Annotated in this window: 16 protein-coding genes; 6 read left to right on the forward strand and 10 right to left on the reverse strand. The window is 58.2% G+C overall.

Translation table 11 applies throughout. From position 1 onward, the window contains the following. Window positions 1–506 precede the first annotated feature (506 nt). Window positions 507–1,184: a hypothetical protein gene (locus EDE08_RS08095; RefSeq protein ID WP_131868430.1), complete on the forward strand. Its 678-nt coding sequence runs from the start codon at window positions 507–509 to the stop codon at window positions 1,182–1,184. A gap of 186 nt (window positions 1,185–1,370) precedes the next feature. On the opposite strand, the gene EDE08_RS08100 is transcribed toward EDE08_RS08095, so the two are convergent. From EDE08_RS08100 to EDE08_RS39595, 3 genes are all read right to left on the reverse strand, one after another. Then, window positions 1,371–2,429, reverse strand: a complete 1,059-nt coding sequence (locus EDE08_RS08100) for a DNA cytosine methyltransferase (RefSeq protein WP_207912945.1) — start codon at window positions 2,427–2,429, stop codon at window positions 1,371–1,373. 76 nt (window positions 2,430–2,505) lie between these two features. Then, complete coding sequence (locus tag EDE08_RS08105) at window positions 2,506–3,066, reverse strand: hypothetical protein (RefSeq protein ID WP_165935792.1); 561 nt, start codon at window positions 3,064–3,066, stop codon at window positions 2,506–2,508. After that, window positions 2,972–3,559: a very short patch repair endonuclease gene (locus EDE08_RS39595; protein ID WP_131868433.1), complete on the reverse strand. Its 588-nt coding sequence runs from the start codon at window positions 3,557–3,559 to the stop codon at window positions 2,972–2,974. The genes EDE08_RS08105 and EDE08_RS39595 overlap by 95 nt, the downstream gene beginning before the upstream one ends. Window positions 3,560–3,597: 38 nt before the next feature. Between EDE08_RS39595 and EDE08_RS08115 the strand changes: the two genes are divergently transcribed. After that, window positions 3,598–4,881: a DNA double-strand break repair nuclease NurA gene (locus EDE08_RS08115; protein ID WP_131868434.1), complete on the forward strand. Its 1,284-nt coding sequence runs from the start codon at window positions 3,598–3,600 to the stop codon at window positions 4,879–4,881. A gap of 11 nt (window positions 4,882–4,892) precedes the next feature. Further along, entirely contained in the window at window positions 4,893–6,734 is a 1,842-nt protein-coding gene (locus EDE08_RS08120; protein WP_131868435.1) for an ATP-binding protein, read from the forward strand. Here EDE08_RS08120 and EDE08_RS08125 read toward each other — a convergent pair. The 3 genes from EDE08_RS08125 to EDE08_RS08135 form a co-directional block, all read right to left on the reverse strand. Beyond that, a complete protein-coding gene (locus EDE08_RS08125; RefSeq protein WP_165935840.1) occupies window positions 6,731–8,830 on the reverse strand; it encodes an AIPR family protein in 2,100 nt (699 codons plus the stop codon). The two genes, EDE08_RS08120 and EDE08_RS08125, sit on opposite strands and share 4 nt — an antisense overlap. 178 nt (window positions 8,831–9,008) lie before the next feature. Then, complete coding sequence (locus EDE08_RS08130; protein WP_131868437.1) at window positions 9,009–10,226, reverse strand: esterase/lipase family protein; 1,218 nt, start codon at window positions 10,224–10,226, stop codon at window positions 9,009–9,011. 41 nt (window positions 10,227–10,267) lie between these two features. Then, window positions 10,268–10,894, reverse strand: coding sequence for a hypothetical protein (locus EDE08_RS08135; RefSeq protein ID WP_131868438.1), 627 nt, complete (start codon window positions 10,892–10,894; stop codon window positions 10,268–10,270). A gap of 304 nt (window positions 10,895–11,198) precedes the next feature. On the opposite strand from EDE08_RS08135, the gene EDE08_RS08140 reads away from it, so the two are divergent. Continuing rightward, window positions 11,199–11,930, forward strand: coding sequence for a HEPN domain-containing protein (locus EDE08_RS08140; protein WP_131868439.1), 732 nt, complete (start codon window positions 11,199–11,201; stop codon window positions 11,928–11,930). Between the two features lie 129 nt (window positions 11,931–12,059). Here the strand turns inward: EDE08_RS08140 and EDE08_RS08145 are convergent, their stop codons facing one another. After that, a complete protein-coding gene (locus tag EDE08_RS08145; protein ID WP_131868440.1) occupies window positions 12,060–12,662 on the reverse strand; it encodes a hypothetical protein in 603 nt (200 codons plus the stop codon). Between the two features lie 164 nt (window positions 12,663–12,826). On the opposite strand from EDE08_RS08145, the gene EDE08_RS39600 reads away from it, so the two are divergent. After that, window positions 12,827–13,039 carry an H-NS family nucleoid-associated regulatory protein gene (locus tag EDE08_RS39600; protein WP_131868863.1) on the forward strand — a complete coding sequence of 71 codons (213 nt, stop codon included), beginning with the start codon at window positions 12,827–12,829 and terminating at the stop codon, window positions 13,037–13,039. On the opposite strand, the gene EDE08_RS08155 is transcribed toward EDE08_RS39600, so the two are convergent. After that, a complete protein-coding gene (locus EDE08_RS08155; protein WP_131868441.1) occupies window positions 12,999–13,190 on the reverse strand; it encodes a hypothetical protein in 192 nt (63 codons plus the stop codon). The genes EDE08_RS39600 and EDE08_RS08155 overlap by 41 nt on opposite strands. Before the next feature lie 1,048 nt (window positions 13,191–14,238). Between EDE08_RS08155 and EDE08_RS08160 the strand changes: the two genes are divergently transcribed. Further along, window positions 14,239–14,826, forward strand: a complete 588-nt coding sequence (locus tag EDE08_RS08160) for a helix-turn-helix domain-containing protein (RefSeq protein ID WP_131868442.1) — start codon at window positions 14,239–14,241, stop codon at window positions 14,824–14,826. Window positions 14,827–15,390: 564 nt separating this feature from the next. Here EDE08_RS08160 and EDE08_RS08165 read toward each other — a convergent pair. Next, complete coding sequence (locus tag EDE08_RS08165) at window positions 15,391–16,149, reverse strand: nucleotidyltransferase domain-containing protein (protein ID WP_131868443.1); 759 nt, start codon at window positions 16,147–16,149, stop codon at window positions 15,391–15,393. A 2-nt stretch (window positions 16,150–16,151) separates the two neighbouring features. After that, window positions 16,152–17,588 carry a dGTP triphosphohydrolase gene (dgt, locus tag EDE08_RS08170; protein ID WP_131868444.1) on the reverse strand — a complete coding sequence of 479 codons (1,437 nt, stop codon included), beginning with the start codon at window positions 17,586–17,588 and terminating at the stop codon, window positions 16,152–16,154. Window positions 17,589–17,744 lie beyond the last annotated feature (156 nt).

Consider the following 17,744-nt stretch of genomic DNA (forward strand, 5'->3'; position numbering starts at 1 on the left):
CTTTGCTCAGCCATCGCTCGCCGCGAATTCTCGCGACACCTACTTTGCTCGAAGCCGCTAGACAGAGCGAGACGATCGTCGTCAGCCTGAGGCAGGTCGGTTGCAACACGCTCCGCGAGAGCCGACCACGCCATATCGACCTTGTGGTCGCAGATGCATCTCGGCACTCAGAAGCGCCTAGACCGCTAAGGAGGCAATCGCCGGCGCCCGACATCGGCGCCGGCCCTATCACGCCTCATGCGCGGACCGAAAACCGGTCGAACGCAGTCAAGGTCTGCAAGCGCGGCTCCATCTCACGGAGATAGATCTTGGCCCTGAGAAACGCGATCTCGTCGTCGAGTTTGTTTTCGTCGGCGTCGATAGCGGGCTAGCGCGCTGGCAGCGTTGCACGGTACGGGAGCGTTCTAGGGCCTTCGGGCGATAATTTGTGATCCGGCCAACTCAAGACCCGGTTTCTTTCTGCTAGAGTGCTGCCTCCTGTTCATTTAGAGGTCGAGGAGGCCAAAATGAATACTGCAAACAAGAAAGAGGAAAAAGAAACAACTGACGTATTCAAGGCAGCAGATAACTCGGTCAAGTTTGTAACGTCGCTCGCCGACTTAGCAGCTAGAGTAGCAAATGCATTTGGACTTGTTCCTGAAATGCGCCGCGCTGAATATGCCGAGCTAATCGATAGGACCTTTGCAACATTCATTGACCAAGTTGAGGCGGTCAGGCGCGCTTTAAGGGAAATAGAAGACGAGTGTCACGATGAGAAAAATAAAGAAAGTAAAGAACGTGTCGTTGAACACCTGAAGAGGCTTGGAATCAGCTCCCAATGGGAAAAAATGGAGCGGGAGATGCGCATGTGTGCGCAAATCAGGTCCCTCCACAACCGGATGCATAACTTCTTCGGGAAACGCGCTGACAAAATCGCCAATGTAGATCGTGAGAAACTCACGGAACTAATAGACGAGATGATCTACGTGACCGAAGAGCGCATGGCGGACTACATCACCCAACAGCTCGAAAGTTTCGCTCAAAAGGGTGAACTTGTTGAACGCGGCAAATTAAGTCTCAAAAGCCTCCGCGCTGAACTGGCGACACCAATTGCGGAACTGACGAGGGCGCGCGAGCATCTTATGCGCCTTGAACTCAAAGCACGAGACGCGATCAAGGCTCACGAGAACCCTCAAGCGGCCTGATTGGATTCGCCGGAATAACTACGCGGCGTCGACCGACAATCCGACCTTCGCCGCGATCTGGCCGGGGTCGACGACGCGGTGCGCGTGATGGGGGCCGACTTGTCGGTAGGTTTGAGAAACGGGATATGGATCAGCACAATTTTGTGCGATTCGTGTTCCGGAAGGGATCGAAGATTGGACGCTGGATCAGTGCCTCACGCTCTTTTTGCTGTTGCGAGACGAATGGGGCTTGTGCCGAATGGCGGGGCGTAGTTCATCGCTCAGGATGTCGCTGCTACCGCCACCTATCAAGGATCCGACCACTGCGCGCATCACCGGCGCGCAGACCCCGTTGCCCAGCACCTTGATCTTGTCACGTCGGGTCCCGTGATCCAGTTCGAATCTCACGCCTTCGCCGAGGTGGTCCTTCAGGTAGGTGAGTCCCATGGCTCGCTTGAGCTCGGAGACCTGGAGCATCCGAAGGGTCGGTTCTCCGTCTATCCACTGGACGAGCCCAAAGCGGTCAAGCGTCGTAAGCGTTCTGAGTGGACGATCCAGTCTTTGCCAGCCGCCGGCCCGATCGGAGCCGTAATAGACGATGAGGAAGTCCTTCTTGCGCCCAAGCTCGGCAATACCCCGCTCGACGCGCTCGATCGTCGAGGTGGCCCGACGGCCGTTATAGACGGGCTCCGCGGGGTAGGTGCCGACCCGATCCAGGATGCTCGTTGCGTCCCGTTCGGTCCTGAGGATGGGTTTCACCAGATTTGGTGTGGCAAGCTTGTCGCCCATGATGAACAGGCGACGGCGATTTTGCGGTGTGCCAAAATCGGCAGCATCCAGGGGCTCGATCCGAAGCTTGTAAGATCGCTTCAGTTCGGCGATGAGCTCATTGAACCCCGGCCAGTGGCGCATGGGCGTGACGTTCTCGAGAACGATCCATCGGGGATCCAGCTTCCGAATGAAGTTCATCACGTACCAGCCGGAACGACGGCTCTCCTCGTCGACCGGCTTGTTGCCTCGGGCAATCGAATGATGGGTGCATTCGGGCGAGGCGATCAACACGTCGACCTTGCCTACACGATTGAATATCTCGGGCCCGCTGCGATCCGTCAGTCGAGCGGTGACGACCTCGGCATCCTTGAAATTCGACTTGTAGGTCTGGGCGGCGATGTCCCACGCGTCGACGGCAGCGACCATGTCCAGACCGGCATGACGCGCGCCGGCGCTGCCGCAACCGCCACCGGAAAAGAGATCGATACCCTTCATGATTTCATCCCTTCAATGGTGCAGGCCGGTAGCTGCACGGTCGGTCGCATCTGGCCGATTTAGTCCGATTCGGGCATCAGGCACGACGATCTTCCCGATCGTCCGCTGCGGAGGGGGCGATAGCCCGTCGAACAGGCATCGGGAGGACGGAATCGGACGCCAGGGATGCCTTGAGGTAGATCGCCTCGCGGCAGAAGTCCTCTGCGATATCGCAAATTTCGCCGATCGATTTCGCTCTCGAAAGGGCCTCTTCGGAATTCATGAAGAACAGCCGGGAGAGTTCGTCGGCAAGTGGACCGGCATCGAAGTCGCGCGCACTGCAGCAGGTGATGATATCCTCTATGCCATGGTTGTTGGCGGCCGCAGCCCCCATTGCGACTTTCATCTGCTCGTCCAGATGTGCCGCCATATCGGGATCGAGCAGAGGAGCACCTGTCGCGGTGCGCAGATCAGCGAAGGATCCCGAGCGGGGGATGTCGATCCCGTCGTCAAGAAGCGACCAGACCCACTCGACATAGTTCGAGCCGTCCCGACGTAGATTGTCAGGAATGTCGAAGATCGGCTCCCACTCGTCGCCGTCTTCCTTGTTCTGGTGATCCTCTGACATGTCCTTCGGGCCTTTGTCTGGTTCCACCATGCCAGGCCGAGCTGCTTTCCGCCAGGCCTCGGGAGGCCTTGGCCGACAATATTTTGTCGAGACAGAGGGACGGGGACTTTCGGACCTGGTGCTCCCAGATACGGATGACCTTCCAACCAGCGCGTCTGAGGGAGCGAAAATTTCTGACGTCCCTGCGGATGTTGCCTTCTATCTTCCGCTCCCAATGCTCCGAGAGCTTCAGTCGCCACACCGGAAAGCGCCAGCCATGCCAGAAGTCGCCGTCGACGAAGATCGCGATTTTGAGGCTCCGGAGCACGAAGTCGGGACGTCCCGGAAGGTCCCTGCAATGCTCCTCCCATTGCAGGCCGGCGCCCGCCATAAGTTCTGCGATCGCACGCTCAGGTTTAGTGCCCTTTCCCCTTATCCGCGCCATGACGGCGCTGCGGGTCGCAGGACTCATGATGTCCCCACGGTGCAGCCGGACTGGGCGTGCTTCCACTGGTTTCTTGCGGGTGCGGCTTGCGTAAGTCATTGATTAAAAGGACAACTGGAGCGGGGGGCGATTCTACCATGGAAGTTCACGATCGGCTCGAAAGCAAGGTCACGCAAGGCGATTTCCTTGTGAACATGCTGCGGGTAGCGCGGTCGGAAGGTCCGCGCCTGGAACAGGCCTTCATCCAGCACGTCGGCAACCTGGCCGAGAACCTCAGTGACTTTCTTCGCGCCAACGATCTCATCCGAAAGGCGTTGTACGATCCAGCCGAATTCTGGCCTCGACAGCAGGGCCAGGCGTTCGGCTTCGTGGATGGTGGGGTGGCGTCGATCGATCTTCCGGGGGCTTCGCCCCTGGGCATCCGGGTTGGCAGTTACGTTGTACGGCCCGGCGACGAAACCGATGCGCGTGAAGAGTTCAACATCGAGTTCTCGATCGTTGATGATCTGTACGCCGAAAGTCCGTCCACCTTCGCAGTGCCCGATGACCTTGAAGATCGCTACGAGGATCGAGCGAAGCTTCGCGACGCTGCCAGGATCATTTCCGAGATTGCGGCAGCGTTGGCACTGACCCGGAGGCGGGCAGACGTTAGTACGGTGCTAGTGCATGGACCTCTGATCAATCCGGCCGCGCCCTACGGCCCCCCAGGGTTCCCATACTTCACTGCCGAGACTGCAGGCAGCCTGTTCGGAGCGCCGGTGCCGAGTGAAAGGCGGCATTTCGTCCCGCTTTATCGCGACATCCTTGAGCAGGTGAGGGCTGCCAACGCCCGAGCTTTCGGAATCGTGGAGCGTGATGGAGGCGGCCGGCCTCTTCTTCTGCGAGTGCTCGACGAGATGAAAGAGGCTGGCGACCTGCCAGACAAAAACTACGCCGCGGGGGCGGCGCTGCTGCGCAAGTACGATCTGTCCGATACGCAGATTCTCGACGTGGTGCTTGGCGCCGGCGAATACCTTGAACCAAAAGTCGTGCAACGACAGGAGCCCAGCAACAAATGGCCGGTCGCATGGGAGGAGAGTCTCAAGGCCTATCCGAACCCTTTGACGACATATCTTAAGCCGTCCGAAACAGTTCGTCCCTTCAGGGTGGAAACCTTCGAGGAAACGGAGGGCTATGAGGAGGCCATGACACTGATTCTGGCGACGGCTCGACTTCTTCCCGGCTACGGATTCCCGGTAGCCCTGGATATCGTCGACAAATACGCGAAGGTGCCCAGCTGGCTCAGCAAGGAAATCGGCGCGGGACACAAGGCGGTGCTGCTCAGGAAGGCGTTCGAACAGGACGACCGGAGACTGCAGGAGTACGCCATCAAGATGCTGTCCGTGAGCAGCAGAGACTGGTTCTTCAGGCCTAAGGCATAAGGGCGCCCAAGATGACGTGGATCACCGACCCGGAAAACATGATCGGCACTGTCGTCGGCAATACGTCGACGGACAGCTACCGCTTCATTCTGCGTAGTCTGCGCGCAAAGGTGGGCGACATCGTCGCGACGGTCTCGAAGATTCCGAACGACAATCGCAAGCACGAGGACGCGGTCGTTTGGGGGCGCATAATGTCGATCGATCGGCACAATCCCTTTTTTCCCGCCGAAGCAGCGCAGGAACTTGCCGAACAGAATTTGCGCCTGATCGACACCGTGCTTTCTACCAGCCGGGACTACCTGAATGCCGAGGTATTGATCCTGGGCTCTTCCGGAGAGAACTCAGCGGAGAAGATGGAGCTCTCTCCGCTCACGTATCCCGTCCAACCCGCGGCCAGGGTGATCAATCCACCCGCCGCAAGCATTCGCAAGCTGCTGGGTGCCGCACAAGACAACGCACCCAAGCTGCACGTAGGCACGTTGCTTGGCCGCTCCGACGTCGAAGTATCCCTCGCTGCCAACAAGGTCGTCTCGCGCCATCTGGCAATTCTCGCGATGACCGGCGGCGGCAAGACAGTCGCCGCGCGCAGGATCATCCTTGAGCTTATCGCGCACGGATATCCGATCGTGATCTTCGATCCCCACGGCGACTATCTCGGACTCTACGAAAGGCGCGACCGCCTGCCGCCAGACACCGAGATCAAGCTCTTCTATCCGATGATGAAGGTGTCGGACGAAAACGTCACGGTCGTTTCTGATCTCCTTGCCAAGATGGGCAAGAAGATGACCGAAGCGCAGCATGATTTCTTCAACAAGATCGTCACGGAAACCAAATTTTCGGACGGAACGCGGGCTTCCGCCTACATCCAGGAACTGATCGAACACGCGGAGCGTATCGCCTCCAACATTCAGAGGAGGGACAAGGACGCGGAGGCGGAGGATTCGCCAAAGAAGTTCGGCGCGATGACGGTGAACGCAGTCAAGCGCTCGCTAAGCTTCGTATTGAGTGCGTTGAAGCAGATGGAGCAGAACAACAAGCAACTCTGTGAACGACTGAAGGAATCGTACGTCTTCCACGAGATGCCCGATCCGAAGCGCGATCCGGAAGACATCGTGCGGAAAAAGCAGGTATCCATCTTCTATCTGGCTGGATACGATCACCTGACGCAGTCGACCATTGTCTCGATGGTCCTGGACGCACTGTTCCTGCATCGCGCTTCTCTCACCAACCGGATTCCGCCGTTTCAGACGGTGATCGAGGAAGCCCACAATTTCATTCCCAGTCGCCAGGAAGGCACGGATGAGACGCCGTCACTCTCGACGGTCAGAAAGGTGATCACGGAAGGTCGCAAGTTCGGCACCGGCCTGATGATCATCTCACAGAGGCCGGCGCGACTGGATGAAACGATCCTTACGCAGTGCAATAGCTTCCTCGTGCTGAGACTCGTGAACCCAAAGGACAAGAACTTCGTTCGGTCGGTCATGGAGAACCTGTCGGAATCCGACGCGAACATCCTTCAGACTTTTGGCCCCGGTCAGGGCATCGTTTCCGGACAGGCCGTCCGTTTTCCTTTGCTTGTAAAGGTCCAGCACGACGAGAACTTCGAGAGCTCGAAAATCGGGGACGAGGATTTCCTGAAAGTCGCGGCCGGATGGAACGAGAAGGAGGCGAGGGCGCGCAATCGCTCGGCGTTTGTGTCTGCTGACGCGGCGGCTGGCCAGAAGGAGGGAACCGAGCGGGCAGGGAGTAAGAACACGGGTGCTGATCCGGAGCCGAAGGCCTCGAAGGGCAGCGGATCGAAGCCCGGGCGGACGGACCTGAAGTTCAGCACTGTCAGCAAGCGCAAGCGCTAGGAAGGGCGGACCACCTCGTGGTCGATTGCGCGACGGGCTATGCGGCCGGCGTGCTTCGCCTGTTTGGGACTCGGATCCCTTCGCCATCCACCGATGGCCATTCTCTGCATGGTCGCAACGATGCTCCGCTCGAAGTCGTCGAGCGAGCGGGTCTCAGCTCCCCACATGGCAATCTGGGCCCAGGCCCGCTCGTTCAGCCTTCGGCAAAGCTCCACATCGCCGATTTTGGCGGCGTCGATTTCAACCAAGTTTGTTCCGTTGGCCGATTGTGGCGGCGGCGCGATGTTGGAAGTCGGAGGATTGACCGAGAACAGTGGATCCCTGTCCTCAGGAAGCGCTTCGGGCGGCAGCTCCTTTGTCGATAACTCGATCTGGCTGACTGCGTCCCAACAACCATCCTTCTTGCACCATTCGGTGACGTTCTGACCATTCGCTGAGTCGATGATGGACTTCTGGATGACGGTGGCCCACTGCTTCAGAAGGTCGATGAGCTCATCCGAGAGGCATTGTTCGGCCCAGACGCGACTGAGACGGAAGCTGTCCTTGAACTCGAGCGCGCAGCGAGCGACGAGGTACGCGGTAATCTGGGCGCGATAGGCCGGGATTTCCGCTTCCCGCACGGCTTTGGCGGCGCGCTCGAAGAGAATACCCTTGGCGATCGCGTCTCGATAGAATTGCGGATCCGGATCCTGTCTCTCCGGAACGAATTCGTCGAGCTTGTTCATGAACTGGTTGAAGTTCTTCTGGGCACCGAGACAGACTTTCTGCGGCTCGCAATTCCAGGCCATGAGATAGGCGGCTAGATCGGTCTTGCCGAACTTCTGTTCCTTCGGGCATTCCTCGCGGAATTCCTTCTTCTTCTTCGGCGTCGTGCCGTACCGAATGTACGCCGCCTCATAGGCACCGCGGGCGCGTTCATAGAACCAACGACTTATCCCATCGGGGCACCAGACGTCGTTCGACAGGTCTTCCATCTGACGATGGAATTTGATGTTTGACTGAAGATCGGCCGCCTTGATCGGATTTTGGGTGTTTGCGTATTCGGTGATGCGCGGAATGAACTCTTCCAGATCGTCTGCGTCTACTCGCGTGAGCTTAACCGCGACGTGGATCTGAGCGACATCCTCGCCACTCTTTCGAGCCCGATGTATCGTGCTGGTGGTTTGCGCACCGTTGACGATCTGGAACCCGATCAGCTTCTTTATGACCGTCTGCCCGTGCTCGAGGCCGGCTTCAATCAGGTCGGCCGTCGCGCAGATCCCGTTGTTGTAGGCGAGGAAGCGCACCGGAGCTGTCTTGATGGTCTCCAGCATCTTCCTGTTAACGCCGGTCTTCGGCTGAAGGTAAGAACGGAGGTTCAATTCGTAGAGTTTCGAACCGTAGCGCTCGAAGATCTTGAAAAGCGTTTCCCCGTCGAGAGTCAGGAGATAGGTCTTGTAGTTGTAGTCCTTTCCGCTCACCTCGATGCACGGCACGCCGTTTCCGAGCAAATGCTCGAAGTCGACCTGTATGTCCGATCTCCGAATAGTGACGTCGGAGATTCTGTAGAGGCGATCGATGTCGTATTGCTCGCTCTTGAAGGTGATGCCTTCGCCATCGGCTTCGATATCGTCGACATTGATACTCGCATTCGAGACGACGATGACCCGAACCTCCCGAAGCTCGGAGAGGTGATCCCGGATATGCTTCACCAGCTCTATCACTTCGGGGCGGTCGTCGAGCTCCTTTTCATCGGAGACTGCGGAAACCAAGTTGCAGGCATGGCGAACGAGCGCTACGAAGTCAGTTCTTCCGACAGAGGCTCCGTCCTGGTAGGCCGTGGTGACGAGGCGCAGTGTCCCGGTGTCATCGATCGGCGAATAGCCACGAACCGTTACCTTGTTGCGGCCAACCCTTTCGTTGATTGAGCAAGGAACAAATTCGGGAAGACCGCCGTCCTGGGTGATGTAAGCGCCTGCGACCTCCGCAAAGGCGGCCTGAACCTCGTCGTCCTCGGCCGATTCCTTGGCGAGCCTATCCGAAACTTGCACGGCCAGTCGCTTCGAGAACTCGCTCGCTTTTTCTTCCTCGATCGTGGTGATGCGCTGCTGAGACACCTTTCCCCCCTGCCAACCCAGACCATTCCACGCGGCCGTCGTTGGTTGCAACCGTTAGGTGAGGTCATTAGCCTCATTCTTTGGGTGAATCCAGCTTTTCGATCGTTAAAACAACGGCTTATTGGGTCTGTTGATGAGGCGGGTTCCGCGAAGGAAGCGCTCTGGCGCGGGTCGGGAATCACCGGCGGCATTGGCCTGCTGGATGAAAGGCAGCCCGACCCGGACCATTCGGGGGCCAGTCGATATCGAGGCATATAGTCGGATTGGCTCTGGCTACCTTGGCCATCACCACGAAACTATCGGCACCATCGAAGGATCCGGGCTCCGGTTTCACACTTCGAACGTCTTCGGCGCTGAGCACGAACGACCTCTGATTTCGGTTTATGACCCGCGCGAAGGTTTCGAATGTGTCGGTCGGAAGAAATTCATATCGGGTGAAGGACCATTGAGACCACTGCCTGAACAGATCGTCCAGGCGTCGGGTAAAGAAGGCGCTGTGGACATCATCCTGCAGGTTTTGCGGCTTCGGTAGCATGGTATGGTACGTCGGCAACCCGATCTGCGCGCTGCTGCATTGTGTCTGAACGTAGAGCTCGTCAACGATCATTGCTCCGGTGAGCCCTCCAAGAACGGGCTCCGGAACTGTTTCGTAGGCGCAATGGACGAGAGGCGCCTGCGAATGTGAGGCGGCGCGTCGCGTGTTGAGTAGTTCCTCCCATCGTCTCTCCAGGTCACGAAGGTACGTGTTGAGGAGACCTGGGAACATGTCCTGCGCCTGCCGTCCGCACACGCCTGCGACTTTGTCGGCTCCCATCAGCTTATAGAGGTAGCTTTGGACGCCGGGATTTGGTGCCTGTTTGCTTCCCTGTGAAGGGACGCCGAGAAAAATTACCGCGATCGTTCGTGCCAACATCCCGTCCGGATCACCGGCGGTTTGCCATTCGAGCAGCATGTTCTTTGTCAACAAGCCACCCATACTGTGGGCGACGATGATTATCTGTTCGTAGCGATCGAACAGTCCGCTGGACTCGATTCTTGAACGCACCAGCCGGGCTGTTTCCGGGATGCTGAAGGGCGCGCAATCCGCGTTCGTAAGTCGGCTGTAGTCGACTCCCCAAACTCCGAGATCGTCGATCCTCAACGGAGATGGCAGAATGTCCTCAAGTTGATTTGCTGCGAGATGATGGTCATCGCTCGCGATCATTTCCGGCCAGCTCTTCGAGGCCTTCGGATTCTTGAAGCTATCTTCCGAGTTTGCGGCACATGCGCTTGCGGCCGTCTGCCCGGGGGGAACAGCGCAGCCGCCTATGCCGTGGATGAAGAGCAACGCAATCGGAGAACGCCCCTTGCTCCACTCGAAGATGCGGACCGTCTGCGCCTGGGTTTGGGGCGACACGCAAATAACCAAGAAGAGTAGTGTAAGCGCTCGGCAAGGCATCATTCGCATCGGCGCCCCTTGCCTGGCGACGACGGTGTCTTGACCATGGAACCGACGGTAAGCTGGTCGCTCCAAATGTCGAAGCAGCCGGGAATGGTGCGCGCTCTTATAATAAACTCGATAAATTGGCCGGTGGGCAGCTTCGCTTTCCCGGGTTGTTCGAACGATCCCTGACCGTTGACCGTGAACGCGGCGAGGCGATCACGATTGCGCATCATCGCGACCAGCATCTGCTGCCGAATCTCCGGATCAGTCCCTCCCTGTCGAAGATTGACGACGGTAACGTATGTTAGCGCGCCAATTGTGAATTGACGAAAGTCCGCCCCCGCGTCGGAGTTGGCCAGAAAGGCAAGCGAGAGATCGAAGGTGCCTGGTTTGATGCGGTCATCGATCGAGGTGCGCTTTCTGATTTCGGATTGGTACTGGCTCCAAAAGCTGGGATCGGACATGCGCGAAACGCCTGGCGCAAGACTCTCGGCGTCGGGTGAGGGGGCGAGAGCGGCGGCACGCGTGATCTCGCCATAGATCGAATTGTCATCGAAATACGATGCTCTGGCTTCCTTGGAGGCGGGACCGGGCGGCATGCCCCATACCAAATTGCAATCGCGAGCCATGTCTTCGCGCACGGCGCACGTCCCTACACTGGACTCTGAATGTGCTTTCTGGAAGCGGCAACCGCAGTCAGCCGCCCATACTTGCGTCAAGGAAAGAAGCAGAATTGCCAGTGCAATGATGTTCGAGATCGAAGACAAAAGGGTGCCCCATATGCGATTCAAAAGCCGAACGTAACTTCAACTTAAGCGAGAAGTAAAGAGACGGGCCTCGGCAGGGCGGGAATTGTCTATGTTGGCGTCGGCCGTGGCGACGAATCGGCCGTCTACTACGTTCCGGCAATGTTGCTATGGTGGCGTTCCCGTCCCGAGGTACCTCATGGTTGCGGCTTTCAAGCAGAACGGACTGTTTAGGGGTCTCCAAAATGACCTTTCACGCTTCAACGCGTGCGTCGGCAACAATGGCGGCCCCTACGATCTTTACGACTACGCCTGGAGATATTTCGAAGGCACCCGATTGCTTTTGATCGATGCGAAGGTGCCTGGAGCCACTATTGACGTTCTAGTCTATCCAATTTGTTTCAACTTCCGTCACGCCGTGGAGCTCTACATAAAATACATTATCGCCGACCTGGGGCGGGTGAAGGGAACAGGTCAGCAGTATCGGACAGGCCATACGCTTCTTCGGAACTGGAGAAAGGCAGAAAAGCTGTTGGGCGCGATCGATTATACCGCCGAGGACGCTGCGCTCTTCGAGCAGGTGGTCGCACACATCGAAGAGGTCGACCCGACCGGTCAAACGTTCAGATACCCCGAGTCGATCAAGTACGATCAGCATCTGAAGGATTGGCCCAGTATCAACCTCGCCGTATTGGAGCATAACTACACTCGCTTGTTCGCAGTCGCGAAGGATTGGCAGTATCGTATCGACGCCGTGGTCGATCGTGCGGCGCAAGACGGAACGCTGGCGCCGCCGTATCGACGGCCGCCCGACAAGAATGCACTCGTCGGGCACTGGCATTTCTTCATTTACAGAACCAAGAATGCCGGTCTAAGAGCCTGGAATTTCTTCAGCCCGAATTCGAGAAAGACGAGTGGTATCTCCCGCTAATGCCTCAAAGCTTCCAGCGGGGACGAGCCCCGAACGATCCGGGATGGACGAATTGCGTCTTTTGCGGAAAACCGGTCGGCAAGGCCGCGCGGTGGCGCGAGCATGTCATTACCCATGTTACTCGCGGCTCTAGCCATTCTTCTCTTCGACGTGTTCGATGAAGGTGAGGCCACCTTCACCATGATCCATGGCCTGATAGATAGACAGGCCTGAGTTCTCGAACATCACCCTCCATGCAGCTTCCAGGTCCTCATAGGCCGCAAGCACAATGTCCGGCGTACAGGTCTTCTCCCATTCCGGGCCGATGTCGTAACGCTTACCATCCAGCTCGCCGACCTCAGCTTCAATGATCTTGTCCATCTCGAACGTCTGCGGCTTGCCGTGGGCGAACACGTCACGCAGCTCCTTCATGGCCTTCATGCTACTGAACGGCCGTGCCGTCCAATTTGGTGCCAGCTTCAAGGCCGCGAAAACCTGTTTGATCTTGTCGTTCATCCCCTGGCGCTCCTGCCATGGCTTGACCAGTTCGGCGCCGAAGAAGTTGAGGTAAGCCTCGAAGGCAAAAGCAATCATGGTCGAGCAGGCCATGCAATCGAAGAAGAGTGCATCGCGCGTGTTCGACGCTAGCTTGTCCCTGATGATCTTCTGGAAATAGAAGGCTGCGCTGTCGAGGTCGTTATGCGGGCGCACGTGGCGTGTTTCCTGGACGCGAGCTCTTATCCTCTTCGCCATTCCTGCCTCCTTTTAGCTCGTCAAGCCAACATGGCCGCCTTCGGCGCAAAGGCTAGCCTCGGCTCAAATCCTCGGAGGTTGAATGGCCGGCATCGTAGCGAGTTTCAAGCACCCGCAAGTCACCTCAGCGTTGACGGCAGCAAAAGACGTGGCTCGAACCTGAGATCCGCACGCTTGGTTTCAAGCCGGGTGAGGTCAATCGATCATCCTCGGCCGCAGTCAAGTATCGCAGCCTCCGCGACCCGTCCAGGACGTGGGCGGGCCGCGGTGCTGAACCAACCTGGCTAAGACTGAGATGGCCGCGAGTGGTAAGTCGTTGGGTGCTTTTAAGGTCGGTTAGCCCTCCGTGGTTCTGGGACGGATGGCGAGGCCGATGACCATGACGCGAAACCCGTAGAGGAATGCGTCAATGAGCCGATGCAGCTCGCTCGGATCGCCAGAGAGGATCGCGGCGGTCATTGCGAAGCCACCTGCGGCAAAAGCCATGGCCGCAGTCACGTAGAGCCGGTGGGGGATCGATTTTCCCATCGTCGATATGCCTTCTATTTGGCCGTATCGGGGATGGGTTCATCAGGGGGAGCTTCCCACATGAAGACCACCACCCGATACCGGTGAGGATCTTCGACGTGGCCGACTCGTCAGGGAGGGCTCAGACGAAGTTTAAATTCGGTCCAACCGGCCATACTGGCCGTCCGCGCAGCTTGCGTTTCTGACGAGTCCACCCAACGTGGGCGTCCAAAAACACGGTGGCAATTCTACCTCGCCGTGGCTGACACGGATAGGTGGGATGGAACGCCGTTCAAGGTGTCGGCAAAAAATAGCAGGCGCTAGCCCGTTGCGACGTCGGCTAGGACGGCACCGAGCCCGCCCACAGGAAAAAGCCCATGATCGGGGCTCCTTCAACCGCAGCTCCGGCTCCCGCTCGCTGAAGCGGCGCGGGGATATCGGCAGGTAAGGCAGCTTTGGATGTGCCACCATGGCGATGGCTGGCGCCGGGCGTCGGCCGAGTATCGGCTATTCGCCATCTGCACAGCAGCGAAGTGGGCGGTTGTTGGAAGTGAGAGCTTCCGAGCGTGTCGGCCTTCATGGACGATCTGAGGCCGACGATTGGCCGCAACGTGCTTGAGCGCTACCGGCCGTGCCGCTTCTGAAACGCTCTTGGTGCAATGCAGCAAGTGTTTCGGACGTGATGTGGCGGGGCCCTGCGTACCTCCCATTCAAGGATACGCAGCTATGCACGACTCTATCGAACTCACCCTTCTCTGGGGCACCAAGATCAAGGCGACGGGACGCCTGCCTTGCGTTTTGGGCTTCTTGATCGGGGTGGGCATTTTACTCGTTGCCCGGTTCTGAGATGCACAAAAAGAATCGCTTAGCGGGTTGTAGAGCGGGCTGGACTCTTTCGGAGCACTCGATTCAGAGCGTCGAGCCCACGGATATGTTCGATAGCTGCGCGCTACACGAAAAGCCGAATGGCGAATTGACTTCGCACTTTCCAGCCGTGGGCTTAAGGGCCAATCCTCGGTAGTCGCGAGGTAAGCCGAACAGTGTTTTCGGCTCGAAGGGGCCGAGAAGCATGTATAACTTCTCGGACCTGCACTGGCTGCGTGTCAAAAACGTTCGGCGACGAAATCGCGGGAAGTTGGCCACTGTTATCAGCGCGACTTGCGGCCAAGAGCCGAGCCACTGCCCGAAGTGCGGCGACCGTCGTTCGCTTCGTAACCACGGCAAAAAAATTACCACTTTCCGGGATTTGCCTCAGAGTGATGGGCGGTTCGTCGCGATCGAGGTCGATCGACTGCGGTATCGGTGCGCCTCCTGCGGAATGACATCGCTTCAAGCGGTGGCGGACATGGACGACAAGTACCGCATGACCGAGCGCCTGGTCGAACGCATCCGCCTCGAGGCCGCCCAACGTCCCTTCACGGCCGTTGCCGCGGATTTCGGGATGCATGAAAAGACCGTGCGTCGGATCGTAAGAGACCGCATCCCGTTTTTAACGCGCCGCACTCGCATAGCCGGGGAGCAAAGCGGAAGCGGTCTGGACGGTCAGTCGTTGGGACAATTGGTATTGCCGGCGGACGTCGGTACCCTTGAAACGATCGATAGCGATCGCGCTTCCGACGGCGCCACTTCTCATGCATCCGGTACACGAACCGGCTAAATGTTGGCAAATCGGCAGGCCCGGTCGCATCCACCGATCTGCATTTTTAACGATTGACGATGATGGCCTTATTTGTGGTCACGGGCGGCTTGCCACGCTCATAGGTCAGGCAAGTGGGGTAAGGGGCGGCGGCAGTCCTCCACGCGAAAAGCCGAACGCATGAATCCTCAGTTTTACGACAATTGCGGACGCCTGATGCGATCGGTCACTCGGTAGGCCACACGGTAAGCCGAATCCCGCACATCGCTGCTACTGCGCCGCCGGCGTTCCGCCGCGGCTGCAAGCGGCCTGCTGGCAAGTCCGTGCGTCGCGCAACAGGCTGTAAATTGCAGTCGCCGATCCTAAAAAGCGAAAACCTGCCGGTGATGGCGGGGTTTTTATGTTTCCAGGCGAAGTGAGAGGGGCGGCGCTCCACACGATAAGCCGAATCCGGCATAGCGCAGCTACTGCGCCGCCAGCGGTCCGATGGAACCGTTGGCAACGCGGCCGCTACGCGGACGTCTGGATACGCGGCTGATTTGCGGCAATGGCGCTTGCCCGGCTGTCGCCCATTGCGTAGCGGCGTTAGGCCCAGGCGCGTCCGTTGCGCGGATACCTGAAATCCTTTTGGAAGAAGTCTCGAGCGCTCAATTTCCGGTGAAGGACTGGGATGCTCTGTCTTTTGACCGGCACGTGGCCCAGCGTGTACTTCTGAGCTCGAACCAGCGAGTTCACGTCGTAAGCTCGGATTTGCTGCCAAAGGAAGTCCGCCAGATGCTGGGACAATCCAACCTCCCAATCGACGAGCAGCCTGAGCGTTCTGGCTATGGCTCCCAAAGGATTGGGGTTCTGCTCCAAGTTTATCGTGACTACGCCACTGTCGATCCGTTCGAAATAATCGGCACTACAGTGGAGCTTGTGCTCCAACGGAATGTACACGACCGCGTCCCAATCGAAGAACGTGGTCTTGATAAGGTCTCCCAGGCCCGACGCTCTAACGAGACCTTCCTTGATGGCCCACGTGTTGTGAAGAGCCCATACGTCGAACTTCACGTGGTGACCATCTAGGCGATAGCCCCCAAATCGGTTGCGCTCTGCGGTACCGCCAGCGAAGAGCCCTGCCAAGTCGTCGGCATCACCTTCGACGACCAAGTCGATGTCCGAGGCGAAAGCGTCGCTGCCGGACCTGGCGATGTCCCGCACCATGCCGCCGAAGATGCCGACCTTGCCCACCGTGCTCAGCCGTTGGATCAGCTCGTGAGCCTCGATTCCTCGCGCGTCGGACTTCAGGAAAGTGTCTATCCTTCGTCCGAGTTCTCGTTGGTTCCGGGTGGGCGCCTGCATAGTCATCCCCTGAGCGCCACCAGGTCGCGGCAGAGCTCGACGGCGAACGAATCGGTCATGCCGGAGATCATGTCGGTCATCAACTGCAGTTCTCGGTAACGCATAGGCATTTTCGACATCTGGGCGGCGCGCCGGTAGTTCTCCGAAATGCGGGAGTAGACATAAGCGTCATAAGGCGCGGCGCCATTGGTCTTCGTGAAGTCTTCGCTGCCACGATCGCGGATCGCCTGCCAAAACGCGTCCATCAAGGCGTGAATGGTCCGATGGCCCTCCAATTCTACCTCAATTACGCTGCGGTGAGAGTAGACGTGCTTTTTGGCGAAACTCTTAAAGGCCTTCCAGAGCGCATCAGAGCGTGACCCCGCGAGAAGCTCTCCGTTGAATTCTCCCACCATAATCGTATCGTGATTCGCCACGAACGCGTCAGTCACGGCATTGACCATCAAGCCGATGGCTTGGACCCTCAGCATCTGCATCGAGATGTCCGATAGCTCCGCTCCGGACAGCTGGGCTTCGCGGTATTCGCTCTCGCGTGTGCGGGATTCTTGGCAAATTTCAAGGATTTGCGGGTCGTCTTTGGCGTCATGATTTAAGGATGCGATCAAATCGTGGAACGAGATCAGCCCCTTTTTTGCGGCGTCTTCGAGGTCCAGCACTGAGTAGGCGATGTCGTCGCATGCCTCCATGATGAGGGTCAGGGGATGGCGCACGCCTTCTTCCAAGCCGGTGTGCTGCCATACCTCTTCAACGATTGTGGCCTCCGACTGGAAGAAGTTGAACTTCTTCCGGGCCCCGATTTTTTTGTCGATCTTGTCGGACGAGACCGGATACTTCATGAGCGCGGCAAGGGCGGCATAGCTCATGTTCAAGCCGAAGCCGTCGTTGATGATCTGAAGCCTAGTCAGAAGACGTAGGGCCTGGGCATTGCCCTCGAATTTTTCGAAATCCCGCCGCTGGGCCGGCGTGAGGTCAGCTCCCGAAAATATGTTGAAGCTCTCGCTGTCCTCGTCCGAATGCCGGGCGATCCAGGACTGCATCGCATCTTCGCCCTGATGACCGAAGGGCGGGTTCCCGAGGTCGTGGGCGAGACCGACGGCAGCAAGCAGGGAAGGGATCGCTCGTGCCGCGTCCGGGATTCCGGTGAGGCCGAGCTCAGCCCCGTGATTGTAGACCAAGGTGGTCCCAATGCTGCGGGCGAGGTTGGCAACCTCGTGGCTGTGGGTCAAGCGAGTCCGGACGCTGTCGTTCCGCTCAAGGGGAAAGACCTGCGTCTTGTCGGCCAAACGTCGGACCGGAGTGGAAAAGAGGAGCCGATCGTAGTCCCGCTCCAGCGAGATCCTGTTTTCGGCGCCCTTCTGCCGGCTCGGCGCGGTCGGCGGCTTACGCCGTTTGCCGTTCAGCAGTTTTGCCCATTCTAATCGGCGCTGCGCGTTACCCATCACAACGCTCCTCAAGACCAAAACATACCACGGCAGTCACTACAACCTGGAATACTGAACGCATCTGAACTGTACCAAAAAGTGCGGTGGGTCAATTCGTCGGAGGTCGAATTCGCAGGCCATCGAGCTAACCAGACTCACCTGCGCCGGAAGGCC

This window comes from Bradyrhizobium sp. R2.2-H (assembly GCF_004346455.1).
In the GTDB taxonomy this organism is placed as follows: Bacteria; Pseudomonadota; Alphaproteobacteria; order Rhizobiales; family Xanthobacteraceae; genus Bradyrhizobium; species Bradyrhizobium diversitatis.

Coding starts and splice junctions, on each gene's coding strand:
- EDE08_RS08140 (WP_131868439.1), top strand. CDS start 11,199: ATGGTTGCGGCTTTCAAGCAGAACGGACTGTTTAGGGGTCTCCAAAAT.
- EDE08_RS08145 (WP_131868440.1), bottom strand. CDS start 12,662: ATGGCGAAGAGGATAAGAGCTCGCGTCCAGGAAACACGCCACGTGCGC.
- EDE08_RS08160 (WP_131868442.1), top strand. CDS start 14,239: ATGTATAACTTCTCGGACCTGCACTGGCTGCGTGTCAAAAACGTTCGG.
- EDE08_RS08095 (WP_131868430.1), top strand. CDS start 507: ATGAATACTGCAAACAAGAAAGAGGAAAAAGAAACAACTGACGTATTC.
- EDE08_RS08165 (WP_131868443.1), bottom strand. CDS start 16,149: ATGCAGGCGCCCACCCGGAACCAACGAGAACTCGGACGAAGGATAGAC.
- EDE08_RS08155 (WP_131868441.1), bottom strand. CDS start 13,190: ATGGGAAAATCGATCCCCCACCGGCTCTACGTGACTGCGGCCATGGCT.
- EDE08_RS08105 (WP_165935792.1), bottom strand. CDS start 3,066: ATGGTGGAACCAGACAAAGGCCCGAAGGACATGTCAGAGGATCACCAG.
- dgt (WP_131868444.1), bottom strand. CDS start 17,588: ATGGGTAACGCGCAGCGCCGATTAGAATGGGCAAAACTGCTGAACGGC.
- EDE08_RS08100 (WP_207912945.1), bottom strand. CDS start 2,429: ATGAAGGGTATCGATCTCTTTTCCGGTGGCGGTTGCGGCAGCGCCGGC.
- EDE08_RS08115 (WP_131868434.1), top strand. CDS start 3,598: ATGGAAGTTCACGATCGGCTCGAAAGCAAGGTCACGCAAGGCGATTTC.
- EDE08_RS08120 (WP_131868435.1), top strand. CDS start 4,893: ATGACGTGGATCACCGACCCGGAAAACATGATCGGCACTGTCGTCGGC.
- EDE08_RS39595 (WP_131868433.1), bottom strand. CDS start 3,559: ATGACTTACGCAAGCCGCACCCGCAAGAAACCAGTGGAAGCACGCCCA.